The organism is Streptomyces sp. ATexAB-D23, from assembly GCF_000373645.1.
Classification (GTDB): Bacteria; Actinomycetota; Actinomycetes; order Streptomycetales; family Streptomycetaceae; genus Streptomyces; species Streptomyces castrisilvae.
This window is the reverse complement of record NZ_KB892002.1, coordinates 86,632-113,096: the sequence shown is the minus strand read 5'-3', so window position 1 is coordinate 113,096 and position 26,465 is coordinate 86,632. Positions and strand designations below refer to the sequence as shown.

The 26,465-nt window shown below is 72.6% G+C and carries 22 protein-coding genes; 8 read left to right on the top strand and 14 right to left on the bottom strand.

Going from position 1 to position 26,465, the window contains the following annotated elements:
- Positions 1 to 10: 10 nt before the first annotated feature.
- The 3 genes from B082_RS0102870 to B082_RS0102860 all read right to left on the bottom strand — a co-directional run bounded on the left by B082_RS0102870 (position 11) and on the right by B082_RS0102860 (position 4,394).
- A complete protein-coding gene (locus tag B082_RS0102870) occupies positions 11 to 1,900 on the bottom strand; it encodes an ATP-binding SpoIIE family protein phosphatase (protein ID WP_018550310.1) in 1,890 nt (629 codons plus the stop codon).
- 386 nt (positions 1,901 to 2,286) lie between these two features.
- Positions 2,287 to 2,994: a DUF402 domain-containing protein gene (locus B082_RS0102865; protein WP_018550309.1), complete on the bottom strand. Its 708-nt coding sequence runs from the start codon at positions 2,992 to 2,994 to the stop codon at positions 2,287 to 2,289.
- Between the two features lie 44 nt (positions 2,995 to 3,038).
- The gene (locus tag B082_RS0102860) at positions 3,039 to 4,394 is read right to left on the bottom strand and encodes a class II fumarate hydratase (protein ID WP_051094577.1); all 1,356 of its coding nucleotides are present in this window, start codon (positions 4,392 to 4,394) and stop codon (positions 3,039 to 3,041) included.
- A 151-nt stretch (positions 4,395 to 4,545) separates the two neighbouring features.
- On the opposite strand from B082_RS0102860, the gene B082_RS0102855 reads away from it, so the two are divergent.
- Positions 4,546 to 6,072: a ricin-type beta-trefoil lectin domain protein gene (locus B082_RS0102855; RefSeq protein WP_018550307.1), complete on the top strand. Its 1,527-nt coding sequence runs from the start codon at positions 4,546 to 4,548 to the stop codon at positions 6,070 to 6,072.
- Positions 6,073 to 6,188: 116 nt separating this feature from the next.
- Here the strand turns inward: B082_RS0102855 and B082_RS0102850 are convergent, their stop codons facing one another.
- Together B082_RS0102850 and B082_RS0102845 are read right to left on the bottom strand one after the other, a co-directional pair.
- A complete protein-coding gene (locus B082_RS0102850) occupies positions 6,189 to 7,490 on the bottom strand; it encodes a M18 family aminopeptidase (protein WP_018550306.1) in 1,302 nt (433 codons plus the stop codon).
- 538 nt (positions 7,491 to 8,028) lie between these two features.
- On the bottom strand, positions 8,029 to 9,228 hold the full coding sequence (locus tag B082_RS0102845; protein WP_026249369.1) for an MFS transporter: 1,200 nt from the start codon (positions 9,226 to 9,228) through the stop codon (positions 8,029 to 8,031).
- 158 nt (positions 9,229 to 9,386) lie between these two features.
- Here B082_RS0102845 and B082_RS0102840 point away from each other — a divergent pair, with 158 nt between their 5' ends.
- A complete protein-coding gene (locus tag B082_RS0102840; protein ID WP_026249368.1) occupies positions 9,387 to 10,403 on the top strand; it encodes a LuxR C-terminal-related transcriptional regulator in 1,017 nt (338 codons plus the stop codon).
- A gap of 49 nt (positions 10,404 to 10,452) precedes the next feature.
- On the opposite strand, the gene B082_RS0102835 is transcribed toward B082_RS0102840, so the two are convergent.
- Complete coding sequence (locus B082_RS0102835) at positions 10,453 to 12,120, bottom strand: fumarate hydratase (protein ID WP_018550303.1); 1,668 nt, start codon at positions 12,118 to 12,120, stop codon at positions 10,453 to 10,455.
- A gap of 181 nt (positions 12,121 to 12,301) precedes the next feature.
- Between B082_RS0102835 and B082_RS0102830 the strand changes: the two genes are divergently transcribed.
- Together B082_RS0102830 and B082_RS0102825 are read left to right on the top strand one after the other, a co-directional pair.
- The gene (locus B082_RS0102830; protein ID WP_018550302.1) at positions 12,302 to 12,970 is read left to right on the top strand and encodes a DUF1707 SHOCT-like domain-containing protein; all 669 of its coding nucleotides are present in this window, start codon (positions 12,302 to 12,304) and stop codon (positions 12,968 to 12,970) included.
- A gap of 156 nt (positions 12,971 to 13,126) precedes the next feature.
- Entirely contained in the window at positions 13,127 to 13,492 is a 366-nt protein-coding gene (locus tag B082_RS0102825) for a WhiB family transcriptional regulator (protein ID WP_018550301.1), read from the top strand.
- A 108-nt stretch (positions 13,493 to 13,600) separates the two neighbouring features.
- On the opposite strand, the gene glpX is transcribed toward B082_RS0102825, so the two are convergent.
- Positions 13,601 to 14,632 (bottom strand): class II fructose-bisphosphatase, encoded by a 1,032-nt coding sequence (gene glpX / locus B082_RS0102820; protein WP_018550300.1) that lies wholly within the window; start codon positions 14,630 to 14,632, stop codon positions 13,601 to 13,603.
- Between the two features lie 142 nt (positions 14,633 to 14,774).
- On the opposite strand from glpX, the gene B082_RS0102815 reads away from it, so the two are divergent.
- Positions 14,775 to 15,293, top strand: a complete 519-nt coding sequence (locus tag B082_RS0102815) for a DUF4245 domain-containing protein (protein WP_026249367.1) — start codon at positions 14,775 to 14,777, stop codon at positions 15,291 to 15,293.
- Positions 15,294 to 15,347: 54 nt separating this feature from the next.
- Here the strand turns inward: B082_RS0102815 and B082_RS0102810 are convergent, their stop codons facing one another.
- Together B082_RS0102810 and B082_RS0102805 are read right to left on the bottom strand one after the other, a co-directional pair.
- A complete protein-coding gene (locus B082_RS0102810; protein ID WP_018550298.1) occupies positions 15,348 to 17,096 on the bottom strand; it encodes an ABC transporter ATP-binding protein in 1,749 nt (582 codons plus the stop codon).
- Positions 17,097 to 17,169: 73 nt separating this feature from the next.
- Positions 17,170 to 18,978, bottom strand: a complete 1,809-nt coding sequence (locus B082_RS0102805; protein ID WP_078622471.1) for an ABC transporter ATP-binding protein — start codon at positions 18,976 to 18,978, stop codon at positions 17,170 to 17,172.
- A gap of 75 nt (positions 18,979 to 19,053) precedes the next feature.
- On the opposite strand from B082_RS0102805, the gene B082_RS0102800 reads away from it, so the two are divergent.
- The gene (locus tag B082_RS0102800) at positions 19,054 to 19,698 is read left to right on the top strand and encodes a TetR/AcrR family transcriptional regulator C-terminal domain-containing protein (RefSeq protein ID WP_026249366.1); all 645 of its coding nucleotides are present in this window, start codon (positions 19,054 to 19,056) and stop codon (positions 19,696 to 19,698) included.
- A 108-nt stretch (positions 19,699 to 19,806) separates the two neighbouring features.
- Here B082_RS0102800 and B082_RS0102795 read toward each other — a convergent pair whose 3' ends face one another.
- The 4 genes from B082_RS0102795 to B082_RS0102780 form a co-directional block, all read right to left on the bottom strand.
- Positions 19,807 to 20,397 carry a malonic semialdehyde reductase gene (locus B082_RS0102795; RefSeq protein WP_018550295.1) on the bottom strand — a complete coding sequence of 197 codons (591 nt, stop codon included), beginning with the start codon at positions 20,395 to 20,397 and terminating at the stop codon, positions 19,807 to 19,809.
- A gap of 365 nt (positions 20,398 to 20,762) precedes the next feature.
- On the bottom strand, positions 20,763 to 21,038 hold the full coding sequence (locus tag B082_RS0102790; RefSeq protein ID WP_018550294.1) for an exodeoxyribonuclease VII small subunit: 276 nt from the start codon (positions 21,036 to 21,038) through the stop codon (positions 20,763 to 20,765).
- Positions 21,039 to 21,129: 91 nt separating this feature from the next.
- The gene (xseA, locus tag B082_RS0102785; RefSeq protein ID WP_026249365.1) at positions 21,130 to 22,341 is read right to left on the bottom strand and encodes an exodeoxyribonuclease VII large subunit; all 1,212 of its coding nucleotides are present in this window, start codon (positions 22,339 to 22,341) and stop codon (positions 21,130 to 21,132) included.
- Between the two features lie 53 nt (positions 22,342 to 22,394).
- Positions 22,395 to 23,789 carry an APC family permease gene (locus tag B082_RS0102780; RefSeq protein ID WP_018550292.1) on the bottom strand — a complete coding sequence of 465 codons (1,395 nt, stop codon included), beginning with the start codon at positions 23,787 to 23,789 and terminating at the stop codon, positions 22,395 to 22,397.
- Between the two features lie 74 nt (positions 23,790 to 23,863).
- Here B082_RS0102780 and B082_RS0102775 point away from each other — a divergent pair, with 74 nt between their 5' ends.
- Together B082_RS0102775 and ppgK are read left to right on the top strand one after the other, a co-directional pair.
- Positions 23,864 to 24,853, top strand: coding sequence for a 4-hydroxy-3-methylbut-2-enyl diphosphate reductase (locus B082_RS0102775; protein WP_199783748.1), 990 nt, complete (start codon positions 23,864 to 23,866; stop codon positions 24,851 to 24,853).
- Positions 24,854 to 24,914: 61 nt separating this feature from the next.
- Positions 24,915 to 25,652, top strand: coding sequence for a polyphosphate--glucose phosphotransferase (ppgK, locus tag B082_RS0102770; RefSeq protein ID WP_018550290.1), 738 nt, complete (start codon positions 24,915 to 24,917; stop codon positions 25,650 to 25,652).
- A gap of 41 nt (positions 25,653 to 25,693) precedes the next feature.
- Here ppgK and B082_RS0102765 read toward each other — a convergent pair whose 3' ends face one another.
- Positions 25,694 to 26,236: a DUF6542 domain-containing protein gene (locus tag B082_RS0102765; RefSeq protein WP_018550289.1), complete on the bottom strand. Its 543-nt coding sequence runs from the start codon at positions 26,234 to 26,236 to the stop codon at positions 25,694 to 25,696.
- Positions 26,237 to 26,465 lie beyond the last annotated feature (229 nt).

The following is a 26,465-nucleotide window of genomic DNA, read 5'->3' as shown; positions in this document are numbered from 1 at the left end:
CGCGCGGGCCCTACCCGCGCACCGGCATCTCGAACCACACGACCTTGCCCGTCGACAGCCGGGTCGCGCCCCAGCGCCGGGCCAGCCGGTTGACCAGGAACAGGCCGCGGCCGTTCTCGTCCATGTCGCGGGCGCGGCGCTGGCGGGGGAGCTGCGGGGAGTCGTCGCCGACCTCGCAGCGCAGCGTGTCCGTGCGCAGCAGACGCAGGGTCACCGGCCGCTCCGCGTACCGCACGGCGTTGGTGACCACCTCGCTGATCAGGAGCTCCACCGAGTCCGACAGCTCGTCCAGGCCCCACCGGCCGAGCGCCCTGCGGGCCAGCCTGCGGGCGCGGCCGGGGGCGGAGTCGTCCGGGTCCAGGAACCAGTACGCCACGTCGCTCGGCGCGATCCCGTCGAAGCGGGCGGCCAGCAGCGCGATGTCGTCGTCGCGGTCGCCGGGGCCGAGCATGTCCAGCACGTCGTCGCAGAGCGCCTCCAGCGGCGGCGAGTGGTCCGGACCGGTCAGCCGGGCCGTGGTGGCGAGCCGTTCGCGCAGCAGCTCGATGCCCGTCCACACGTCCCGCAGCCGCGACTCGACCAGCCCGTCGGTGTACAGCAGCAGCGTCGCGCCGGCCGGGGCGTCCAGCTCGACGGCCTCGAAGTCCACACCGCCGACGCCGATCGGGGCGCCCGGGGGCACCCGCAGCACCTCCGCGCGGCCGCCCAGGTGGAGCAGGACGGGCGGCGGGTGGCCGGCGTTGGCGACGGTGATGCGGTGCGCGACCGGGTCGTACACCGCGTACAGGCAGGTGGCCATGCGGTCGCTGCCGAGCCGCTGCGCCTGCTCGTCCAGGTGGTGCAGCACCTCCTGCGGCGGCAGGTCGAGCCCGGCGAGGGTCTGGGCGGTGGTGCGCAGCTGGCCCATGATCGCGGCGGAGGTCATGGAGTGGCCCATGACGTCCCCGACGACGAGGGCGACCCGGCTGCCGGGCAGCGGGATCGCGTCGTACCAGTCGCCGCCGACCCGGGCCGTCTCGGCGGCCGGGAGGTAGCGCGAGGCGAGTTTCACGCCGGTCGGCTGGGGGAGCGAGTCGGGCAGCATCGTGCGCTGCAACTCGTCGGCGATGTAGGCCTCGCGCCCGTAGAGCACCGCCTTGTCGATGCCGAGCGCGGTGTGCGTCGCCAGCTGGGCGGCCACCAGAAGGTCGTTGGCCTCGAACGGCAGGCGTTCCGCGCCGCGCAGGAAGACCGCGGCCCCGATGACCCGGCGGCGGCCGCGCAGCGGGGCCAGGATCACCCGGTGTCCGGACGGCACCGCGCGGTCGGCGCCGAGCAGTTCGGGCAGCGCGACGCGGGCCGCCGCGGCGTCGCCGAAGACCGGGCGCACCCCGCGCAGCACCTCGGCGAGCGCGCTGCCGGCCCGGACCTCGCACAGCTCGGCGGCGGGCATCAGATCGGCCTGCGGGTCGACGGTGGGCAGTCGCAGCCGCTCGGTCTCCGGCAGGCTCTCGGTCTCCTCCTCCGTCAGCCGCAGCCGGTCCGAGCGGCGCAGCCGCAGCACGAACGGGTTGACGGGCCGCTCGTCGCCGACGGGCAGCGGGTCGCGGAGGTAGACGAGTATGGCGTCGGAGAACGTCGGGACACTGGCCCGGCACAGTCCCAGCACGATCTCGTCCAGGTCTATGCCCCGGGCGATCCGCCGGGTGGCGGCCCCCACGAAGCGCAGCCGGTCGCCCTCGCGCCGCGTCGCCGCCTGGGGGTCGGGTCCCGCCGGGCCGGAGCCCTTGGCCGGGGCCGGGATCGCCGTCGCGGCAGCGGCGGCCGCCACGGCGGCGTCCCGCTGCCGCGGCCGGGTGCGTTCCTGCGGCCGGGCGGCGAGAGGCTGCCGGCCTTCGTGGGAGGTGGGGTGCTCCGTCACGCGTGGGGTTCCGTCCGTCCGGGCCGGTTGTATGAGGCAATCACCTTGTGGGGCGTCACTGTGCCCCGGCAGGAGTGGCAATGACAACGGCTGACATCGCCTGCCCCGGGACACGGGGCCGAAACCGGATGTCCACGGGGGATGTCGATGACAACGTTTCCGACGGGACGGCAGCGGACAGCGGACACGTCTCCACCCCCTCGTAGTGGCTCATGCGATGTGGGCAACTCGTGCGACTCGTGACACCGATGCGGTCCGTGAGGGCTGCCATTTGTGCGACGAGCCGATGACTTGCGGTCAGCTCCCGATCCCCGCCTGCCGGTTGGGGTCGAGCCGCACTTCTCGGGACGATCCTACGTTTGCCCCCCTGGGGTCCATCAAGGGTCTCACGACGGCATGGCGGAAGGCGTGCGGTCCGAGTCATCCGGCCGACGGTCCCAGTCGTCGGGCAGTTCGGGTACCCGCCACGCCGGATCGGGCCGCCAGTTCTCCCAGCCGTCACGGAACGGCGCCGCCCAGTCACGGATCAGCCCGACCGCCTCGGCCCCCGCCGCCCGCACCCGGTCCGCCACGTCCGGCGCGATCAGGCCGACCCGCTGGGCCTGCTCGAACTCGTCCTCGTCGCGCCAGAGCCAGCTGCGGTCCGGGTAGACGGAGATGTCGAGGAAGTGGTCCTCGGAGTCGACGCCGCCGGCCCACCGGGTGCGCGGCTCCTCCAGGTTCACGTACCAGCTGCGGAAGTGCCAGCCGCGCTCCCAGAACAGCCAGACCGACCAGGGCAGGCCGGGCGCGGCCAGCTTCAGCACCCCGTTGCCCAGCCAGGGGGAGCGGGCGGTGGTGCGCGGGGCGGTGTACCGGGTGGCGAGCGGTTCGGCGTGCACATCGGTGCCGTCCGCCAGGACCGGCTTGACGCACTCGGTGCCGGGCGCCACCCACACCGCCAGCAGCTCCTCGGTGTCCTGGACGACCGTGACCGGGCGGCAGATGTGGAACGGGCGCGCGGCCGAATCCGGCCGCTCGGGGCCGTTGCCCCGGTAGCGCCACAGGATCTGATCACCCGGCGTCCAGCGCTCAATCTCTCCGCTACCTGTCATGGAGAGATCGTAGTGAGCCTCCCGGTGTCCCGCAGCGACGGGCGTCACGGCCGGGTCATGCGCAGCACATCCAGAGCCTCGTCGAGCTGCTGTTCGGTCAGGTCGCCGCGCTCCACGTAGCCCGACTCGATGACCACCTCGCGGATCGTCCGGCGCTCGGCGAGCGACTTCTTGGCGACCTTCGCCGCCTCCTCGTAGCCGATGTACTTGTTCAGCGGGGTGACGACGGACGGCGAGGACTCGGCGTACTCCCTGGCCCGTTCCGCGTGCGCGGTGATCCCGTCGACCGTGCGGTCCGCGAGCAGCCGCGCGGCGTTGGAGAGCAGCCGTACGGATTCCAGCAGGTTCTTCGCGATGACCGGGAGCATCACGTTCAGCTCGAAGTTGCCGGCCGCGCCCGCCGCGGCGACCGTGGCGTCGTTCCCGGTGACCTGCGCGGCGACCATCAGGACCGCCTCGGGGATGACCGGATTGACCTTGCCCGGCATGATCGAGGAGCCAGGCTGGAGGTCGGGCAGGGAGATCTCGGCGAGACCGGTGCGCGGGCCCGACGCCATCCAGCGCAGGTCGTTGCAGATCTTGGTGAGCGAGACGCCGATGGTGCGCAGCTGGCCGGAGGTCTCCACCAGGCCGTCCCGCGCGCCCTGCGCCTCGAAGTGGTCGCGGGCCTCGGTGAGCGGCAGGCCGGTGGCGCGGGCCACCTCGGCGATCACGGCGGCGGAGAAGCCGGGCGGGGTGTTGATGCCGGTGCCCACGGCCGTGCCGCCGAGCGGGAGTTCCGCGAGGCGGGGGAGTGAGGCGCGCAGCCGCTCGACGCCGTAGCGGACCTGCGCCGCGTACCCGCCGAACTCCTGGCCGAGGGTGACGGGCGTGGCGTCCATCAGATGGGTGCGCCCGGCCTTCACGACCGTCGCGAACTCCTCCGCCTTGCGCTCCAGGGCGGCCGCCAGATGGTCCAGGGCGGGGATCAGGCCGGCGGTCACCGCGGCGGTCGCGGCGATGTGGATGGAGGAGGGGAAGACGTCGTTGGAGGACTGCGAGGCGTTGACGTGGTCGTTGGGGTGGACCTCGCGGCCGAGGCGCTCGGTGGCGAGCGTGGCCACCACCTCATTGGTGTTCATGTTCGAGGAGGTACCCGAGCCGGTCTGGAAGACGTCGACCGGGAAGTGCGCGTCCCAGCGCCCCTCCGCGACCTCGCCGGCCGCTTCCTGGACCGCCCGCGCGATCTCGGGGTCCAGGACCTTCAGCTCGGCGTTGACCTTGGCGGCGGCGGCCTTGATGCGGGCCAGGGCCTCGATGTGGGCCCGCTCCAGGCGCTGCCCGGAGAGCGGGAAGTTCTCCACGGCCCGCTGCGTCTGGGCCCGCCACTTCGCTTCGGCGGGGACCCTGACCTCGCCCATCGAGTCGTGCTCGACGCGGTAGCCCTCGCCCGTTCCCTGTTCCACTGTCGTTCAACCTCCTGAAAAAGATGAGCACTTGTCTTGTTCCAGCTATTCCCAAGTCGTCTACCGACCAGTAAATACCGGGGGTAACCACAACTCGGGAGGCGCAATGAGGCGCACCAGGCACAGACTCCGCTGTACCGTCGCGGCCGCCGCGGCCATGGCGGCGGCGTTCGGCGGCATGACCGCGGCGGCGGGAACGGCCACCGCCGCCCCGTCCGGTACCACCAGTACCGCATCCACCCCCCTGTCACCCGAACTGGAGGCCATCCGCGCCGCGGAGGCCACCCAGCTGTACGGCGACCCGGCCGAGCGCCCGCTCGCCGACCGCAGGACGGGGCTCATCTCGCTCGGCGACAGCGAGATATCCGGCGAGGGCGTCGGCACGTACGAGGCCGGCACCAACGGCCCCGACAACTGGTGCCACCGCTCACCCGACTCCGCGATCCACCGCACGGGGATTCCGGCCGACGTCACGTACAACGTCTCGTGCTCCGGCGCGTACACCGGAAACATCGTCATCGGCGGCTCCAAGCAGTACGCCGACGAGCTGGTGCAGAGCGACAACCTGGCCATCAAGGCGCGCAACACCCGCATCAAGATGATCGTGCTGGTCGCGGGTGCCAACGACGACCTCCAGTTCGGGCCCGTCATGACGGACTGTGTCACCCGCTGGGTCCTCCTCCAGGGTGCCTGCCAGTCCAAGTACGACGGGGGCTGGCAGGCCCGCGTCGACGGGCTCGTCCCCAAGGTCGAGAAGACCGTGCGCGACCTGAAGACCGTGATGAGCGACGCCGGCTACACCGACGGCGACTACAAGCTCGTCGTCATGGGCTACCCGAGCCCCATCGGCCCGGACTTCTACGACAACCCGAACTTCCCCGGCAAGCTTCCCGGCGGCTGCGCCGGATACGACTCCGACGCGGCCTGGGGCCGCAACACCGCCGTTCCCGCCTTCGAGCGCGGCATGCGCGAGGTGGCCGCCGACACGGGCGCCGTCTACCTCGACAACTCGCGCCTCTTCCACGGCCACGAGGTGTGCAGCGAGTCCACCTGGGCCCGCGGTCTCTACATCGACCTGTCGCACTTCCCGCCGGACTCCAACTCCGTCCGCCAGTCCTTCCACCCGAACGCGGCCGGCCACGGGGCCTTCGCCTCCTGCCTGACCCAGATCTACAACTCGGGCCTGCGCGAGGCGAGCTGCGCCGACCCGGCGAGCACCGGACAGCCGGTGCTCCAGCCCGCCGCCTGGGACGACCTCTTCACGCCCCTGCGCGGCGAGGCGACGGCCGCCTGCCTGGACGCCCCCGCCTCCGTCACCCGTAACAACACCGGGGTCACCGGCTGGGAGTGCCACGGCGGGCGCAACCAGGGCTGGTGGTACGACTCCGCCACGAAGAACCTGCGCACCGAACTGAGCCACGACCGCTGCCTGGACGTACCGGGCGCCGACTACAAGGCGGGCGCGGCCCTCATCCTCTACAACTGCTCCGGCGCCGCCAACCAGCAGTTCGTCCGCCAGTCGGGCACCCTGAGCCCGGCCGCGGCGACGGGCCTGTGCGCTACCCTCGCGGGCGCCCACGACCCGCTGAGGCTGCAACCCTGCGACGGCGGCGCGAACCAGCGCTTCGCGTAACACCCGTCGCACACGGGTACGGGGAGGAGCCGCACCGGCCCCTCCCCGTACCGCACGCGCGCCCCGGCTCAGCGCCTCAGCGCCTCAGCGCCTCAGCGCCTCAGCGCCTCAGGACCTCAGCCCGAGGCCGCGAACGCCGTCAGGATCGCCGCCAGGTGCCCCGGGTCCTCGGCCCCGCACAGCTCGCGCGCGGAGTGCATCGAGAGCCCCGGCACGCCCACGTCGACGGTCGGCACACCCAGCCGGGCAGCGGTGAGCGGGCCGATGGACGTGCCGCACGGCATCGCGTTGTTGGAGACGAACGGCTGCCACGGCGCCCCCGCCCGCTCGCAGGCGGCGGCGAACAGCGCGATGCCGGCCGAGTCGGTGGCGTAGCGCTGGTTGACGTTGACCTTGACCGTGGGGCCGCCGTTGGGCAGCGGCTGGTGGCCCGGGTCGTGGCGCTCCGCGTAGTTGGGGTGGACGGCGTGCGCCATGTCGGCCGAGACGCAGTACGCGCCGGCCAGCGCCCGCGACCAGTCCTCGGAGCTGCCGCCCCGCGCGGTCACCGAACGGCTCAGTACCCGCTCCAGGAGGGGGCTCTGCGCCCCGGTGTCCGAGCCGCTGCCGACCTCCTCGTGGTCGAAGGCGGCCAGCACCGGGATGTACGCGGGCGCGTCGGCCGCCGTCGCCACCGCCGCCAGCGCGGTCACCCCGGCGTGCACCGACACCAGGTTGTCCAGCCGCGAGGACACCACGAACTCCCGCTCCGCGCCGAGATATCCGGGCGGCTGCACGTCGTGCAGCATCAGGTCCCAGCCCAGCACCTCGTCCGGTGCGGCGTCGGCGGCTGCCGCGACCCGGCGCAGCAGCGCCCCCTCGTCGGCCGCGCCGAGCGACCAGATCGGTGCGATGTGCCGCTGCCGGTCCAGGGCCAGCCCGTCGTTGACGGTGCGGTCCAGGTGGATCGCCAGCTGCGGCACCCGCAGCAGGGGCTCGTCGATCTGCACCAGCCGGGAGTCGGTCCGCCCGCCGGGGGCGCGCAGCGCGAGCCGGCCCGAGATGCCCAGATCCCGGTCCAGCCAGGTGTTGAGCGGGACCCCGCCGTAGATCTCCACCGCGACCTGCCGCCAGCCGGCCGACCCCGTGTCGGGGGTGGGCTTGATCCGCAGGTTCGGTGAGTCGGTGTGGGTGCCGATGATCCGGAACGGTGTGTGCGCGGGCAGGGACTCGGGGGCGTACCAGGCGATCAGCGCGCCTCCTTGGACGACGAAGCTGCCGCCCGTGGTGCCCGTCCAGTCGTCGGTTCCGCGCAGTTCACGAAAGCCCGCCTTCTCCAGCCGCTGGGCGGCGCTCGCCACGGCGTGGTACGGGGAGGGGCTGGACCTGATGAAGGTGAGCAGGTCGTCGGCATGGCTGCGGTGGAGGACCGGCGTCATGCGGTGTCCGCCTTTCCGGAGTGGGACGGTGAGGGTGGTGCGGCCGTACGGGTTCGGACGGCGGTGCGGCGAGAGTCGGCAGGGGTGAGGACCGGCGGCGGGTACGCGCGGACGGCCCCGGCGCCCGGTGACGGCACCGGGCCGGACCGCCCGGCGATGCGGATTTCTCCGGCGACGCCGGACAACCCACCGCATCGGCCCGGTGTCCCGCAAGTCCGGGGACCGGCCCGGTGCGCGAAAGCGGTGGTGCCCCGCGGACGGCCGCGGGGCCGGTCCGGCCGCTCACGGGGTCTTCCCGGTTCGAGCGGAGCCGGGAACCCGTGGAAGCACCCGACGCCGTGCGGCCCCCCTGTGGGCGAAGACGGGAATCGTTGGACAGACCCTGGGGGTCGCGGACCCCACCCGGTGCCCCGGCCCGGCCGTCGCCGCGCTCCCCGCGGCCCGGTCCGGCGCCGCCCGGGGCCGCAACGGGCCATGCGCGAGATTGGCTGATTCCCGCCGTACGGGTACGCCCCGGCGTGGCCCCGCGCCGACGCCCTCACGGCTGCGTCGGGCCGGGGCGCGGGGCGCGCCTCGCGGCCATGCGGAGCAGGAACACCACCGCGACGGCCAGGGCCGCGCCGTGCGACCAGCCGACGACCGCCGGCGGGCTGAAGTGTTCGAGGGCTGCCGCGACGAGGATCATCCCGGCCCCGAAACCGAGGTTCTCCACCGTCGCGGACAGCCCGAAGGCATGGGCGCGCGGCCCGGCCGGCAGGGTCTGGAGGTGCGAGGTGTACGAGACCTCGGTCAGCCCGTCGGCGGCGCCCGCGACGAGGGCGATCAGGGCGGTGGCCGCCAGGGGGAAGCCGGCGAACGCCAGGATGAAGGCCCCGGACATGACACAGGTCCCGTAGCCGAAGCCGGAAGCGCCCACCGAGCGGCCGGTGCGACGGGTGTACCGCTGGATCACCTGCTGGGCCACGATGTTGCCGACCGCCCACAGGCACCAGAACGCGCTGACGAACAGGGCGGGGTGCGAGGCGTCGAGCGCGGCGGAGTGCACGGGCAGCGCCGCGTTGTGGGACGAGGAGCCGAGCGCGTCCACCCCGCGCAGCCCCACCATCAGGCCGAGACCCGGCACGGCGGCCAGGGCGGCGAACGCGACGGGCGTCCGCCGCGCCGGTTTCCCCGCACTTGTGGACGCGGCCTCCGCCCGGCCCTTCCCGCCGCCCGCGACCGGCAGCAGGGCCACCGTCAGCGCGCAGACCGCGAAGGTGCCCAGGTCGACCACGAACGCGGCGGTGTACCCGACGAGCGAGACGACCACCCCCGCCGAGGCGAAGCCGGCCACCATCGCCATCGAACGCCCGGTGACCGTCAGTGAGTTCGCCCAGGACCGCCGCTCCTCGCCCACCATCTCCGGAACGGAGCTGCGCAGGGCCACCATGAACAGCGTCCCGCAGGACCCGACCACCACGGACACGGTGAACAGCGAAGGCGTACGCCATCCGGCCGGCGCGAAAATCAGCGGCAGCATCACGGCCGCCTGCGCGATATTCGTCCAGAGCATCACGCGTTTCGCGGTGAAACGCGCGAGCAGACCGCCCGCGGCCAGACCGGCGAGAAATCCGGCCCCCAGCCGGACCGCCATGAACAGCCCCATGGCGAGCGCCCGCCCCGTCGTTTCGTAGACGAAGAGATTGAGCGCCACCATATTGAGGAACGTGCCGTACGAGGAGACCGAGCAACCGGCCACCAGAATGCGGAAGAAGCGCTCGTCGCGAGGAGAACCGGCCGATTCGGCGGCCGGCTCGTCGAGGGGGCGGGGGCTGCCGGAGGTCACCCGCTCATAGTCGGCCAGACCACGGGGCTTTCCTCTCTCCCGCCGTTTGCACAAAGGTAATCTGCATCCTTGTGAAGGACGACCATTCCAGCCCACCGGCATGCGATTGCCGCGAATCGGCGCCGGACGGCGCCGGGGGGCCGGGACGCCCGCCGGAGCAGCCGTGCGAGCGGGCGCTCGCCTCCTACCGGCGCGCGCTGGTGGCGGGCAGCCTGCCGCGCGAGGAGGTGGCCGGCTGCCTGAGAGCCCTTCACCTGATGGTCGCGGACCGCCGGTCGCCGGGCTCGATGATTCCCGTACCGCCGGAGACCGCCTCGTACGCCGCGCTCGCCCCGCTCCGGGAGGCCGTACTCGAACGGCGCCGCGCCCTGCGCGCCACCCGCACCACGCTCGCCGCCTTCGAGTCCCTGTACGCGGACGTGTACCGGCTCGAACAGCCCGAACTCACCCGGCTCTCCGGGGAGGCGGTCATCAGCAAGGCGCTGGAGGCGGGGGTGGCCGGCTGCCGGGAGGAGATCCGCACCGCGCAGCCCGGCGGCGGACGGCCGGAACAGGCTCTGAAGGTGGCGCTGGAGCGGGACCTGGGCAACCTGCGGCGCGGTATCCGGCAGCGGACCGTCTACCAGCACACCGTCCGCTCCGACCGGGCGACCCTCGCCTACATCGAGCAGGTCAGCGCGGCCGGGGCGGAGATCAGGACGCTCGCCGAGGTCGTCGACCGGGTGATCGTGGTCGACCTGGACCTCGCCTTCGTGCCCTTCTCCGACGATCCGCACGAGGCGCTGTGCGTCCGCCACCCGGCGCTGGTGCGCTTCCTGGCCCGCGGCTTCGACGAGGCATGGGCCCGCGCGGTGCCCGTACGGCCCGAGCGGGCGCCGCTGCGTACCCCGGTCGTCACCTCCGACCTGCAACGGGCCATCCTCCAGGCCGTGGTGAACGGCGAGACGGACGCCGCGATAGCGCGCCGGATCGGGATGAGCCGGCGCAGCGTCGCCGAGCACATGCGCAAGGTCTCCGACCAGCTGGGCAGCACCAGCCGTGCCCAGCTCGGCTATCTGGTGGCCACATCGGGGCTGCTCGACGGCTGAGCGGGCGGCGGCACAGGGGCGCGGGGCGCCCCTGTGCCCGTGCGGGGGCTCAGCCCAGGCCGGGGCCGCGCACCGGGATGCTGGTGAACGTCGGGGCCGGGGCGGGCTCGGTGAAGAAGTCGTTGCCCTTGTCGTCCACGACGACGAACGCGGGGAAGTCCTCCACCTCGATCCTCCAGACCGCCTCCATGCCGAGCTCCTCGTACTCGACGACCTCGACCTTCTTGATGCAGTCCTGCGCGAGCCGGGCCGCCGGGCCGCCGATCGAGCCCAGGTAGAAGCCGCCGTGCGCGTCGCACGCGTCGGTGACCTGCTTGGAGCGGTTGCCCTTGGCGAGCATCACCTTGGAGCCGCCCGCCGCCTGGAACTGCGCGACATAGCTGTCCATGCGGCCGGCCGTGGTCGGGCCGAAGGAGCCGGAGGCGTAGCCCTCGGGGGTCTTCGCCGGGCCCGCGTAGTACACCGGGTGGTCCTTCAGGTACTGCGGCATCTCCTCGCCCGCGTCGAGGCGTTCCTTGATCTTGGCGTGTGCGATGTCGCGCGCCACGACCAGCGGCCCGGTCAGCGAGAGCCGGGTCTTGACGGGGTACTTGGTCAGCTCGGCGAGGATCTCGTCCATCGGCCGGTTCAGGTCGATGCGCACGACGTCGCCCTCGCTGTCGAGGTGCTCGTCGGTGGTGTCCGGCAGGAAGCGGGCCGGGTCCTTCTCCAGCTGCTCCAGGAAGACGCCGTCGGCGGTGATCTTCGCGGTGGCCTGCCGGTCCGCCGAGCAGGACACGGCGATGGCGACGGGCAGCGAGGCGCCGTGCCGGGGCAGGCGCACCACCCGCACGTCGTGGCAGAAGTACTTGCCGCCGAACTGCGCCCCGATGCCGATCTTCTGCGTCAGCTCGAAGACCTTCTCCTCCAGCTCCTTGTCCCGGAAGCCGTGCCCGGTCGGGGAGCCCTCGGTGGGCAGCTCGTCCAGGTAGTGCGCGGAGGCGTACTTCGCGGTCTTCAGCGCGAACTCGGCGGACGTACCGCCGACGACGATCGCCAGGTGGTACGGCGGGCAGGCCGCGGTCCCCAGGAGGCGGATCTTCTCCTCCAGGAACTTCATCATGGATGCCTCGTTGAGGACCGCCTTGGTCTCCTGGAACAGGAACGACTTGTTGGCCGAACCGCCGCCCTTGGCCATGAAGAGGAACTTGTACGCGCCGCCGTCGGTCGCGTACAGCTCGATCTGGGCCGGGAGGTTGGAGCCGGTGTTCTTCTCCTCCCACATGTTCAGCGGGGCCATCTGCGAGTAGCGCAGGTTGAGCTTCGTGTACGCGTCGAAGATGCCGTGCGACAGAGCCTCCTCGTCACCGCCCGAGGTCAGCACGTTCTGCCCGCGCTTGCCCATGACGATGGCCGTACCGGTGTCCTGGCACATCGGCAGGACACCCGCGGCGGCGATGTTCGCGTTCTTCAGCAGGTCGAGCGCGACGAACTTGTCGTTGGACGAGGCCTCCGGGTCGTCCACGATCCGCCGCAGCTGCGCCAGGTGCGCGGGCCGCAGGTAGTGCGAGATGTCGTGCATGGCCTCGGCGGCCAGGGTGCGCAGCGCCTCCGGCTCGACCTTGAGGAACGTACGCCCGTCGGCCTCGAAGGTGGACACACCCTCGGCGGTGACCAGACGGTAGGGCGTGGTGTCCTCTCCCAGAGGGAGCAGATCGGAGTACGCAAACTCTGGCATTACGGCCATTCCTCACTCGGCAGACAGCGGCTGGCACCCTTGGACAGCGCACCCACCAGGGTAGGACCCGCCGGGGGCGGCGGGCTTGTGAGGTAGGGCTCACCCGGTTCCGGCAGGGTTGGCCGGGCGGCGCACCGTCCACCCTCTGTCGCGATCTATCGCGTTTCGGTACGCTGGGGCGGTGGACCTCGACAAGCAGCCCCAGCAGCCCACCGCGCCGGCGGTAACCGAAGGCATCCGTGCTTCCGACGCGGACCGCGACCGGATCGCGGACATTCTGCGGGAAGCGATGGCCGAGGGCCGGCTGACCGCCGACGAGCACGCGGACCGGGTCGATTCCGTCTACCGCGCCAAGACGGTCGGCGAGCTCGAACCGCTCGTACGGGACCTGCCGTCGCCCGGCGGCGCGCCCAGGCCCGCCTCCGGCACCCCGTACGCCTACGGCCCCGAGACGGCCACCGGCCCCGCCGACAATCTGGTGGCGATCTTCAGCAGCTCGACCCGCAAGGGCCGTTGGCGGGTCGGCGGACGGACGAACGCCTTCTCGCTGTTCGGCAGTGTGGAAATCGATCTGACCGAGGCGCTTTTCGGCCAGCGTCTCACCGTGATCAACGCGACCTCCGTCTTCGGGAGCGTGGAGATCAGGGTGCCCGAGAACATCTCGCTGCGCGGCAGCGGTACGGGAATTTTCGGCAGTTTCGAAGTACGCACGCTGGAATCGGCCGATCCCGAAGCGCCCGTGGTGGTCGTCAACGGATATTCCGTGTTCGGCAGCGTCGAGGCGAAGCCGAAGCGTGGCAAGTTCATCGCGGATCTCCAGGACCGGCTGCGTAAACACCTCGGCCACTGAAGGCGGTTCCCGCGGCGCGGTGTGCGGGTGCCTTTCCGGCCGCGAGGGAACTTTTGAAACACGCCGCAGGTGCCACTCAGTGCATAGGCGCGCGCACAGCGGGTAGGGACTGCTGCATCGTCTCTCGCTCGCGAAGCCGTCGTCAGGAGTGGACCCGTGCTGCAACTGCCGCATCAGCCCCTGCAGGTCGCCGCCGTCCCCCCGCAGCGGGCACCCGCTCGGGAGGACCAGGCCGGCCCCTGGCATTCGGAGGCGGTGTGCCGCCGGGACGAAGCCGGGCTGTTCTTCGCCCCGTCGAAGGAGCCGACTGCCGCCCGCCTCTCGCGCGAGGAGTCCGCGAAGCGGGTCTGCGCGCGCTGTCCCGTGATGGTCGAGTGCCGCGAGCACGCCCTGATGCAGCCCGAGCCGTACGGCGTCTGGGGTGGCCTCACCGCCGCCGAGCGCCGCGTCGCGCTCGCCCGGCGCAGGCGGCGCGATGTGGAGCTGAAGGCCTCGGGCGCGACCGACCGCATCGCGGGCTGACGGGGCCCTGGTCCCGTACCCACACATACGAAGAGGCGCCCCCACCGCACATGGGGGGCGCCTCTTCGGCCGGACGCGCGGGCGTGCCGGGGCGGTGCGGCCGTCGGGCTACTTCGCGCGGTCGAAGTCGATGGCGCTGTAGGCGCGCAGCTTCGACAGCCGGTGGGTGGAGCTGATCGTCCGGATGGTGCCCGACTTGGACCGCATGACGATGGACTCGGTGGTCGCCGTCTCCGCGCGGTAGCGCACCCCGCGCATCAGCTCGCCGTCCGTGATGCCGGTCGCCACGAAGAACACGTTGTCCCCGCTGACCAGGTCGTCCGTGGACAGCACCCGGTCCAGGTCGTGCCCGGCGTCCAGGGCGCGCCGCCGCTCAGCCTCGTCCTTCGGCCAGAGCTTGCCCTGGATGACGCCGCCGAGGCACTTTATGGCGCAGGCCGAGATGATGCCCTCGGGGGTGCCGCCGATCCCCATGAGCAGGTCGACGCCGGTGCCCTCGCGCGCGGCCATGATCGATCCGGCCACGTCGCCGTCGGAGATGAACTTGATCCGGGCGCCGGTCTCCCGGATCTCCTTGACGATCCCGTCGTGGCGGGGCCGGTCCAGGACGACGACCGTGACGTCCTCGGGCGTGGAACTCTTCGCCTTCGCGACGCGCCGGATGTTCACCGAGACGGGTGCGTTGATGTCGACGAAGTCGGCGGCCTCGGGGCCGGTGACCAGCTTGTCCATGTAGAAGACGGCGGACGGGTCGAACATCGCGCCCCGGTCGGCGGCGGCCAGCACCGCGATGGCGTTGGGCATCCCCTTGGCGTTCAGCGTCGTGCCGTCGATCGGGTCGACGGCGATGTCCACCTCGGGCCCGGTGCCGTCGCCCACCCGCTCGCCGTTGAACAGCATGGGGGCTTCGTCCTTCTCGCCCTCGCCGATGACCACGATGCCGTTCATGGACACGGTGGAGACGAGGGTCCGCATGGCCTTCACGGCGGCGCCGTCGGCCCCGATCTTGTCCCCGCGGCCGACCCAGCGCCCGGCGGCCATGGCTGCGGCCTCGGTGACCCGGACGAGCTCCAGGGCGAGGTTGCGGTCGGGGGCCTCCGGGGAGACCTCCAGCTGGGACGGCAGATGATGCTCGGACATCGGAGCGCACCTTTCTGTACGACGACGACCGGATGAGGGTGATCTGACTCTATCGCCAGGACGATAAAATGAGCAGACCGGGTCACGTTTGAGCGGGGCGCCCCCGATTCGGTCCCGCGAGGGCTGATGCGACGATGGTCCCGTGGCAAGCAAGCGAGGCAAGCAGACAGTGCGGGACATGATCCTGTCGTTGATGGCGATCGCCGTCGTGGCAGGTGTCGTCTACATCTTCATTCCGCACGACGACAAGGCCGATCCGGTCAAGGCGGTCGACTACCGCGTCGAACTCCTGACCGCGCGGCGCGCCGCCCCGTACCCGGTGGCGGCCCCCAGCGGCCTGCCCGAGGGCTGGAAGCCCACCTCGGTCACCTACGACCGGGACGCGGGCAACAGCTGGCACCTCGGCTTCCTCGACCCGGACGGCAAGTACGTCGCGATCGAGCAGTCCACGTCCCCGGCGAAGCTGTACATCAGCCAGGTCAGCCAGAAGGCCAAGGACACCGGCCGCACGCAGGAGGTGGCGGGGGAGACCTGGCAGCGCTGGGAGGGCCCGAAGTACAACGCGCTGGTGCGTGAGGAGAAGGGCGCGACGACGGTCGTGACCGGCTCGGCCCCGGCGGAGCGGCTGGCGGAGATGGCGGCGGCGCTCAGGACGTCCTGAGCGCCGGGGGATGAGCCGGGGCCGGTCGCGGACGCCGCGACCGGCCCCGCGGGCTCACCTCGCCGGCGGGAGGACGGGGTCCGGTGTCGGCCTTGCCGCCGAGGGGCCCGGGGCGAGCTCCCAGAACGCCGCGTAACGGCCGCCGAGGCGCAGCAGTTCCTCGTGGCTGCCCTCCTCGACGATCCGGCCGCCGTCGACGAAGGCGATGCGGTCGGCGCGCCGTACGGTGTGCAGCCGGTGGGCCACCGACACCACGGTCCGGCCCGCCACCAGGTGCTCGACGGCGGCGTGGACGGCCGACTCGCTGACGGGGTCCAGCGCGGACGTCACCTCGTCCAGCAGCACGATCGGGGCGTCCTTCAGCAGCGCCCTGGCGATGGAGACGCGCTGGCGCTCCCCGCCCGACAGACGGGCGCCGCCCTCGCCCACGGGAGTGGCCCACCCCTCGGGCAGCCGCTCGATCACCTCGTCCAGCCGCGCCGCCCCGGCGGCGGCACGCACCTCTGCCTCCGTGGCGCCGGGCCGGCCCAGGCGCACGTTGTCCTCGATCGTGCCGTCGAAGAGGTAGACGTCCTGGAAGACGATGGCGAACTGTGCCATCAGCGTCTCGGTGCCGATCTCGCGCACGTCCACGCCACCCACGCGCACCGCGCCCGCGTCCACGTCGTAGAACCGGGCGAGCAGTTGCAGCAGGGTGCTCTTGCCCGCGCCCGACGGCCCCACGACCGCCAGCCACTGACCGTCGGCGAGGGACAGCGACAGGCCGTCGAACACGGTGTGCTCGCCGTGCCGGAAGGTGACCGAATCGAACTCCACCCCGTGGCCGGCCGGTTCGACGGGATCGGCGGCCTGCGGCAGCGGCTCGGTGCGCAGCAGTACGTCCAGCCTGGCCAGTTCGCCCCGGGCCGCGCGCAGTTTGCCGCCCAGCTCGGCCAGCGACAGCAGCGGATCCGCACAGCGCGTCGCCAGGACCAGGACCGTCAGCAGTTCGGCCGCCCCGAGGTGTCCGCCGAGCGCGAGGTACGCCCCCAGACCCAGCACCGCGGTGAACAGCGCCTGCACGGTCAGCGTCAGGCCCACCGCGCCGGGCAGCGCGGCGAGCGCGGAGCGGCGGGAGGCCCGCTGGACCCGGCGCAGGGCGTCGTCCAGGAGCCCGAAGCGTTCGGCGGTCCGGCCACCGGCGCGCAGGACCGGCTGCGCCCAGAGGTATTCGATGACCCGTCCGGTGGCCTCCCGGTCGCGGGTGGCGCGCTCCGCGTCCTCGGCGACCGTGCGGCGCCCGGCCAGGGTCTGGACCGCCGCCACGACGGGGACCCCGGCCAGGACGGCCAGCCCCAGCTGCCAGTTGAGCCCGAGGATCACGACGACGACCGTCAGCGGGGTCACGGCGGCGGAGACGAACGGTCCCAGCAGGTGCGCGATCACGCTCATGGCCCGCAGCACGCCCTGACCGGCCAGGACCGACACCTCGCCCACCCGGGCCGAGCTGTACCAGCCGAGCGGCAGCCGGGCCAGGTGGTCGCCGAGGCGGTGGTAGACGCCGCGCAGCAGCGAGGTGCCGACGCGGAACCCCGACATGTCGCTGAGGAAGCGCAGCACCGCACACGCGGCGACCGCCGCCCCGAACGCGCCCAGCCAGGGCCAGGCGTCCCCCGGCGTATCGCCGAGCAGGGCCCGGAGCACGGGCGCCAGCAGGGCGTAGGACAGGCCCTCGGCCACCGCGGTCACCGTCATCAGGGTGAGGGTGCGGCGCATCGGGCGGGCGTGCTGATGGCCCAGCACGCGCAGCAGCAGGGTGATCATCGAAGGTCGTCCTCTCGCTGTTCGGGGCGGGTGCGCGGACCCGTCCCCGTCGGACCGGCCGGGCCGTGCGCGGTCACAGCCGCTCACCCTCTCCCGCTGGGACCGCCGGCTGCCGGGTACCCCACAGGGCGGCGAACCTCCCGCCCTCGGCGAGCAGTTCGCCGGGCGGTCCGTACTCGGCGATCACTCCGTCCTCCAGGACCGCGACGGCGTCGGCGCCGGCCACGGTCTCCAGGCGGTGTGCGATGACCAGGAAGGTCCTGGTGCCGTCCCGCAGCGTGTCCAGTGCGCGTCGCACGGCCTGCTCGGTGAGCGGGTCGGCGAAGGACGTCGCCTCGTCGAGCACCAGGACGGGGGTGTCGGCCAGCAGGGCGCGGGCGAGCGCGACCCGTTGGGCCTCGCCGCCGGACAGCCTGGCCTCCTCGCCGATCACCGTGTCGTAGCCGTGCGGGAGTTCGAGGACGCGGTCGTGGATGTTGGCCAGGCGGGCGGCCCGTTCCACGTCGCCCGCGGTGGCGTCGGGTGCCGCCAGCGCGATGTTGTCCCTGACCGAGGCGTTCAGCAGCCGGACGTCCTGGAAGACGAAGGAGACCTGCCGGTACAGCTCGCGGCCGGCCAGTTCGCGCAGGTCGACGCCGCCCAGGCGGACCGAGCCGGCCGTCGGGTCGATGAACCGGGGCAGCAGCTGGACCAGGGTGGACTTGCCGCTCCCGGAGGGGCCGACGAGCACGGTGACCGTCCCCGGTTGCAGTACGAGGTCGACCCCGCGCAGGACCTCGTGGTCCGGTTCGTAGCCGAAGCGGACCTCGCGCAGCTCCACCCGGTGGCCGTGCGGCGCGACCGGGTGCGCGGGCTCCGGCAGCGGCGGTACGGCGAGCACGTCGCGGATGCGGCCGACCGCGCGGCGAGCGGCCTGCAGTTCGTCGAAGCCGTGGCCGAGCGCCGCCACCGGGGCGGTCAGCCCGAGCCCCAGCAGCAGGAACGGAAGCAGGTCGGCCGGGGCCAGCGTCCCGCCGGTGATCAGTGCGGCGCCGCCGACGAGCACGGTCAGGAGCACGAAGGGCGGCGCGAGGACCAGCTGCATGCTCGCGGCGATCGGGGCCATCCCCCGTACCCAGCGGCTGAAGGTGGCGACGAACGCGTCGGCGGCGGAGCGGAATTCGCGGTGCGCGCGTTCACCCCCGCCGAAGGCCTTGACCACCGCGATGCCCTGGACGAACTCCACGACGGAGTCGGCGATCCGCGCCATCGCCGCGTCGAATTCGGCCTGTTCGCGCAGCCGGGCCGGGGTCATCATCAGCGGGACCAGCGCCACCGCGGCGACCACCGGGATCAGGGTGATCAGCGTCAGCCGCCAGTCGATGGTGAACAGGTACACCAGCGAGGCCAGCGGCACGACGAAGGCGGAGGCCAGCTCCCCGGGCGTGTGGGCGATGAACGGGTGCACCGCGCCGACGTCGTCGCCCACCAGCTTCGCCAGCTCACCGCGTCGGCGGCCGGAGAGCCAGCTGATCGGCACCCGCCCCAGCCGGGCGGCCAGTTCCCGGCGCAGTGTCAGCTGCACCCGGCCGTCCAGCAGATGGGCGCCGCCCGCCGCGGCGGCCGTGCACAGCAGCTTGACGAACAGCCCGGCCGCACCCGCGATCACGACGAGACGGACATGGCCGTGGTCGGCCGGACCCGGCGCGAGCAGGGTGCGCCCCAGCTCGACGACCGCGAGCAGCGGTGCCAGCCCCGCCAGGGCGCCGACGACCTGGAGGACGACCACGGCCGCGAAGCCCCCCGCGTACGGCCGCAGAAACGCTGTCGTGCTCCGCCCTCGCGGGGGTTCCTCCTGCACATGAGCGGCATCCGCCGACTGATTCTTACGTTGTAAGGCCATGGGGGCACGTTATATTTACGTCGTAAGAAACGTCAATCCGGTCGAGGGTCGTCCGGTACGAGAGGGGAAGGCGCCATGGCGGCCAGAAGGGCTCGCGGGCAGCGTGCCGGGCTCACTCGCCGGGCCGTCCTGGAGGCGGCCCTGAGGCTTGTCGACCGGGAGGGGATGAAGGCGCTGTCGATGCGGCGGCTCGGCGACGAGCTGGGGGTGGAGGCTATGACCGTCTACCACCACGTGCCGAACAAGAGCGCGCTCCTGGACGGGATGGTCGAGCAGGTCGTCGCCGAGGCCGTGCCGCCCGCATTCGGCGCCGCCACCTGGCGGGAGGACCTGGACGCCTACGCCCACGCGCTGGCCGCCGCGCTCGGCGCCCATCCGAACGCCGTGCCGCTCCTGCTGTCCCGTGCCGCCATGACCCCCCACAACCTGGGGATGATCGAGGCCGTGGTGGGGATGTTGTACGAGGCGGGTTTCCGGCTGCCGAGGACCCTGGACATCATCTACTCGCTGACCAGCTTCGTCGTCGGGCACGCCGCCGCGCAGGTGGGCAACATCGACGGGGCCGGCAGTCTGGCCTCGTTCGACGCCCAGTCGTATCCGCTGATGGTCCGCGCCGCCCGGGAGGCGGGCGGGGACACGGCCGACGCCCGCTTCGACTTCGCGCTCGACGCGCTGCTGTCCGGATTCGAGAGGGAACTCGCGGACGCGCGGGCGTCGTGACACGGGTGTGCGCGGGGCCCTCGCGCGCATGAGTACGGGGAGGGTCCCGGAGCGCGATTGCTCCGGGACCCTCCCCGTACCGTCGTCCGCCCCCGTGGGCGGCGGAACTCAGACGGTCTTGACGACCTCGTCGTACGCGAGGCGCGGCAGGCGCGGGAACCAGGCGTCCTCGCCCGGCTTGCCGATGTTGACGACCATCAGGAGCTTGTGGTCGCCGTCCAGGAACTCCTTCTCGATGCCCGCGGCGTCGAAGCCGGTCATCGGGCCGGCGGCCAGGCCGGCGGCGCGGACGCCGATGATGAAGTAGGCGGCCTGGAGGGCGGCGTTCAGCGAGGCGGCCGACTCACGGGCCGGGCGCTCGGAGAAGAACATCTCCTTGGCCTGCGGGAAGTGCGGCAGCAGGGCCGGCAGCTCCTCGTGGAACTCGTTGTCGGCGGCCAGGATCGCGACCAGCGGGGCGGTCGAGGTCTTGGGCTGGTTGCCCTCGGCCATGTGCGTCACGAGGCGGGCGCGGGCCTCGTCCGAGCGGACCAGCACGACGCGCAGCGGCGACTGGTTGAAGGCGGTCGGGCCGTACTTGACCAGGTCGTAGATGGCCTGGACCTGCTCCTCGGTCACCGGCTCGTCGGTGAACGTGTTGGCGGTGCGGGCCTCGCGGAAGAGGAGGTCCTGGGCGGCGGGGTCAAGAACGAGGGACATCGTGGGTATTACCTTCCGGACGTACGCGGGGGATCGGGACACGACCACGGGGGATCGAGCGACGACGATCACCGTACGGCGAAAGTGCGTTAATGTTCAACTAAATCGGAAGTGGGGAGACTCACCTCGCCCAGCCGGAATAAGACGCGCCACGCCACGCGGGCCGTCGCGTCGGTCTCACCCTGAACCGGCCGTCGTAGAGTCCCCGCCACGCCCTACCGGCCCCGCGCCGGACCCGCCCCGAACCGGCCGCCGGAGAGCCCGCGCCCCGCCTCACCACGCCCCGCCGCGCACCACCAGGCGTCGCCCCCGCCGCGCCGCGCACCACTAAGCGTCGCCACGCCGCGCCGGGCCCCGCCCAGGCCTCAGCCCGCGTCGGCCGCCGTCGAGCCGCCGGGTCCGCCGTCGCCCTCCCCGCCGGCCGGGCCCGCCAGGGCCGCGTCCAGCCGGGCGCGCGCGCCCTCCAGCCAGTGCCGGCAGACCTTCGCCAGCTCCTCGCCGCGCTCCCAGAGCGCGAGGGAGTCCTCCAGTGAGGTCCCGCCCGCCTCCAGCCGGCGCACCACCTCGATCAGCTCGTCGCGCGCCTGCTCGTAACCGAGCGTGCCCGTCGCGGCGGCGCTCGCCGTCCCGTCGTCCGTCATGTGATTCACCCTATGCGTCGGCATGCGTCGGCTTCAGCCGGCCGGTGTCGGCCGGTACATCGGTCGGTACGTCGGTCGGTCCCGGGGGCTCTCACTCGGCGACCCGCACCGCGAACTCGCCCCCCGACACCCGCGCCCGCAGCGTCTCCCCGGCCGCGCCCGCGTCCCCCGGGTCCCGGACCACGTGCCCGTCGGCGCGCTGGAGCACCGCGTAGCCGCGCTCCAGGGTCGCGGCGGGCGACAGCGCGAGGACCCGGGCGCGGGTGTGGGCCAGCTCCGAGTCCGCCCGGTCCAGCAGATGGCCCAGCACCCGGCGGGAACGCCCGGCCAGCGCGTCGACCTCCGCCGCGCGCTCGTCCACCATCCGCCGCGGATGCTCCATGCAGGGCCGTCCCAGCGCGTGGGCCAGGCCCCGCTCCTCCCGGTCGAGCAGCCCCCGTACCGTCCGCAGCGCCCGGTCCCGCAGCTGCCGCACCCGGTCCAGCTCCTCGCCCACGTCGGGCACGATCTTCTTCGCCGCGTCCGTGGGCGTGGACGCCCGTACGTCCGCGACCAGGTCCAGCAGCGGGGAGTCCGGCTCGTGCCCGATCGCCGAGACCACCGGCGTACGACAGGCCGCGACCGTACGGATCAGCTCCTCGTCCGAGAACGGCAGCAGGTCCTCGACGCTGCCGCCGCCCCGCGCCACGACGATGACGTCGACCTCCGGGATGCCGTCCAGCTCCTTGACGGCCCGCGCGACCTGGCTGACCGCGTGCACCCCCTGCACGGCCGTGTTGCGGACCTCGAAGCGGACGGCGGGCCACCGGCGGCGGGCGTTCTCCAGCACATCGCGCTCGGCCGCCGACGCCCGGCCGCAGACCAGGCCGATCAGCTGGGGCAGGAAGGGCAGCGGCCGCTTGCGGTCGAGGGCGAACAGGCCCTCGGCGGCCAGCGACTTCTTCAGCTGCTCCAGCCGCACCAGCAGCTCGCCGATGCCGACCGGCCGTATCTCCGTCGCCCGCAGCGAAAGCTGCCCCCGGGGCGCGTACCACTCCGGCTTGGCCAGGACGACGACCCGCGCCCCCTCCGACACCACATCGGCGATCCGGTCGAAGACCTGCCGGAAGCACGTCACGCTCACCGAGATGTCGTGCGACGGGTCGCGCAGCGTCAGGAACACCACACCGGCCCCCGGCCGCCTGGACAGCTGGGTGATCTGGCCCTCGACCCAGACCGCGCCGAGCCGGTCGATCCAGCCGCCGATCAGCCGCGACACGTCACCGACGGGCAGCGGGGCTTCCGGAGAAGTGTTCAGAGCCATGCGAGCGAGCGTAACGGCCGGGACCGACAACGCACCGCCGCCGGACAGAACACCTAGACAGCCTCCCGCCGCCTTCCCCGCTGCGCGAGGAGCACCACGAGCCCCACCCCGAACCAGCAGGCGCCCACCACCTGGGCGCTCCCGGTCGCCTCCACGATCACCGCGATCAGCGCCCCCGCGCCGACCACCGGCACCAGCACGTGCCGCCACCAGCTCGGCGGCCCCTCCATCCGCCGCACCACGAACCAGCCGACCACCGACGCGTGCAGCAGGACGAACGCCGTCAGCGCCCCGACGTCCACGACCGAGACCAGATGGTCGAGCCCGTCGTCGCGCCGGGCCGCCCACACCGCCGCCACCAGCGTCACGACGGCGGCGATCAGGATCGCGATCCGGGGCACGCCGGAGCGCGGATCGACCCGGGACAGCAGCGTCGGCAGCCTCCGCTCGCGGGCCATCGCGAACAGCAGCCGCCCCGCCGCCGCCTGCCCCGCCAGCGCCGCGAACGCCGCCCCGATCGCCTTGCTCACGGCCACCAGATCGTGCAGCCAGGTGCCGACCGCGGAGTCCACCGTGTCGTAGAAGGCCGAGCCCTGGGCCACCGGATCGGCGACCAGCTCCGCCGAGGTCATCGGCTCCAGCAGGGCGGCCAGATACGCCTGCGCCACGAACAGCGTGCCCGCGAGCACCAGGCAGAACAGCAGCGCCCGCGCCACCTTCGCCGAACCGCCCGTCACCTCCTCCGCGAACGTCGCGATGGCGTCGAAACCGAGGTACGAGAGGACCGCCACGGACACCGCGCCCAGCACCGCCGTCGTGGAGAAGGCGGAGTCCCCGGTGAGCGGCGTCAGCCAGCCGCGCTGCGCCCCGTCCCGGACCAGCACCACCACGGCGGACCCCAGGAACACCAGCAGCACCACGATCTCCATCGCCAGCACCGCGAAACCGACCCGGGCCGCCGCCCGTACGCCCCACAGGTTGAGCAGAGTCGTCAGGACCACCGCGAGCGCCGTCCACACCCACCGGGAGACCCCGGGCACCAGTGAGTTCATCGCGATCCCGGAGAAGAGGTAGGCCACGGCCGGGATCAGCAGATAGTCCAGCATCGCCATCCACCCGGCGATGAACCCCGGTCCCTCGCCGAGCCCCTTGCGGGCGTACGCGAACACCGAACCGGCCAGCGGGGCGACCCGCACCATCTGCGCGTAACTGAAGGCGGTGAAGGCCATGACGACGGTCGCCACCACGTACACCAGCGCGACCGCGCCGTCCGACTTCGCGTCGAGCGTCCCGAACACGCCGACGGGGGCCATCGGGGCGATGAAGAGCAGCCCGTAGACCACCAGGTCCCGAAACCCGAGCGTCCGCCGCAGCCGCGCCTGCTCCGTGGAGCCGCCGCCGTCCGCGCCGCCCGCAGCACTGCCGGAATCCGTACCGCTGCCGGCCATGAGCCCTCCGTAGTCGGTGTCAAGATCAGTCTCCCGACCCACCGCCCCCCGCGCCCGTCCGGTACGGCCTTACGATGGGACGCATGACTGCTACGACTCCCCGACGCGTCCTCCTCGCCGCTCCGCGTGGCTACTGCGCGGGCGTGGACCGTGCCGTGATCGCCGTGGAGAAGGCCCTGGAGCAGTACGGCTCCCCGGTCTACGTGCGCCACGAGATCGTCCACAACAAGTACGTCGTGCAGACCCTGGAGAAGAAGGGCGCGATCTTCGTCGAGGAGACGGCGGAGGTCCCCGAGGGCTCGATCGTGATGTTCTCCGCGCACGGCGTCGCCCCGACCGTGCACCAGGAGGCGGCCGAGCGGAAGCTCGCCACCATCGACGCGACCTGCCCCCTGGTCACCAAGGTCCACAAGGAGGCCGTCCGCTTCGCGCAGGACGACTTCGACATCCTCCTGATCGGCCACGAGGGCCACGAGGAGGTCATCGGCACCTCCGGCGAGGCCCCCGAGCACATCACCCTGGTCGACGGCCCCGACGACGTCTCGAACGTCGAGGTCCGCGACCCGTCGAAGGTGGTCTGGCTCTCCCAGACCACCCTCTCGGTGGACGAGACGATGGAGACGGTCGGCGCGCTCAAGGAGAAGTTCCCGCTGCTCATCTCGCCCCCGAGCGACGACATCTGCTACGCCACGCAGAACCGCCAGATCGCGGTGAAGCAGATGGGCGCGGACGCCGACCTGGTGATCGTCGTCGGCTCGAAGAACTCGTCGAACTCCGTCCGCCTGGTCGAGGTCGCCCTCGGCGCGGGCGCGGGCGCCTCCCACCTGGTCGACGGCGCCGACGAGATCGACGAGGCCTGGCTCGACGGCGTCTCCACGGTCGGCGTCACCTCCGGCGCCTCCGTGCCCGAGGTACTGGTCGACGGGGTGCTGGCGTGGCTGGCCGAGCGGGGTTTCGAGGACGTCGAGATCGTGAAGGCGGCCGAGGAGTCGATCGTCTTCTCGCTCCCGAAGGAACTGCGCCGCGACCTGCGCGCGGAGGCGGCGGCCCTGAAGGGCGAGTAGCCCCCCTCCGCGTCGGCCGTTCCGGAAGTGGGCGCGGCCTGGTGCCCGTACCGTGGATCACATGGAGATCTTCGGCGTGGACATCGGCGGATCCGGGATCAAGGGCGCTCCCGTGGACCTGGACCGCGGAGACCTGGCGCAGGAGCGCCACAAGGTACTGACACCGCACCCGGCCACACCCGGTGACGTGGCCGGGTGCGTGGCTGAGGTCGTCGGCCACTTCGACTGGAAGGGCCCGGTCGGCATCACCTTTCCGGGCGTGGTCACCGGCGGTCTGACCCGCACCGCGGCCAATGTCGACAAGGGCTGGATCGACCTGGACGCCCGCACCCTCCTCGGCGACAAGCTGGGCCTGCCCGTCACCGTGCTGAACGACGCGGACGCGGCGGGCGTCGCCGAGATGACCTTCGGCGCGGGCCGGGGCCGCAAGGGCACGGTGATCGTGCTGACCTTCGGTACGGGCATCGGCAGCGCGCTCTTCATCGACGGCAGGCTCGTACCCAACACCGAGCTGGGCCACCTGGAGCTGCACGGCCACGACGCCGAGAAGCGCGCCTCCACGAAGGCCAAGGAGGACGAGGACCTGGGCTGGCAGCACTGGGCGCGCCGGGTGCAGAAGTATCTGGCCCACGTGGAGATGCTGTTCTCGCCCGAGCTGTTCATCGTCGGCGGCGGGATCAGCCGAAAGGCCGACAAGTTCCTGCCGCTGATCGAGCACGTACGGGCCGAGATGGTGCCGGCGGAGCTTCAGAACAACGCGGGCATCGTGGGCGCGGCGATGGCGGCGGCGAGCAGCTGAGCCGGCGGACGGGCGGGGCATGCGGTCCGGTGGCCGTGCGCTCAGCGCTGGGACGGGCGGCGGGGGGCGCGCCCGGCCGGGCGCGGAGCCGGTGCCGGTGAAGGGGACTGCGCGGCGGGCCGGGCGGTCCGCGCGGCCAGCAGCATCCGCCGCTGCCGGGCCCGCATCAGCCGCACCTTGCGTACGGTCGCGATGAGGCCGGCGACGAGGGTGCCCCCGTACAGCCAGCCGGCGTGGACCGCGAGGGCGGTGACGACGGCCATGGTCCGGCCGCCGAGGCCACCGGTGCCACCCGAGATGGGGACGATCCCGACGGCGAAGGCGATGGGCACGCCGATTGGCGCCGTCACCAGGTCGGCCGGCCGCACCCAGAACGCGGTCAGGGCGCTGACCGGCAGGAAGAGCACACCGAACACCGCCGCGGACCCGTCGAACAGCAGCTGGTCCAGGCAGCCGAGCAGGAACATGACGGCAGCCGCGAACAGCCCGGCGCCGATGCCGGTGAGCCGGGGATTGGGCAGCCGGCGCAGGGCGGTCACGGCGGGGGACACCGCCCGGCCGTCGCGCCCGGCGGGCGCGCTCATCACCCGGTAGCCGAGGGCACCCGTGCCGCCGGCCTTCCTGGCCCCCCTCGCCGCCCCGAGCGGGGACAGCTGGGCCTGCCGGGTCTGCCTGCGCTGCGGGGGACGTGTCCTGTGCTGCTCCACCGGGACAACGTAGGTCGCCGGGAGGGCGGAACCAGGTGCGGGACACGCGCTTTGGCCGACCTTGGCGATGAGTTCGATGCCACACGGCGCAACGGGAACCGGATCG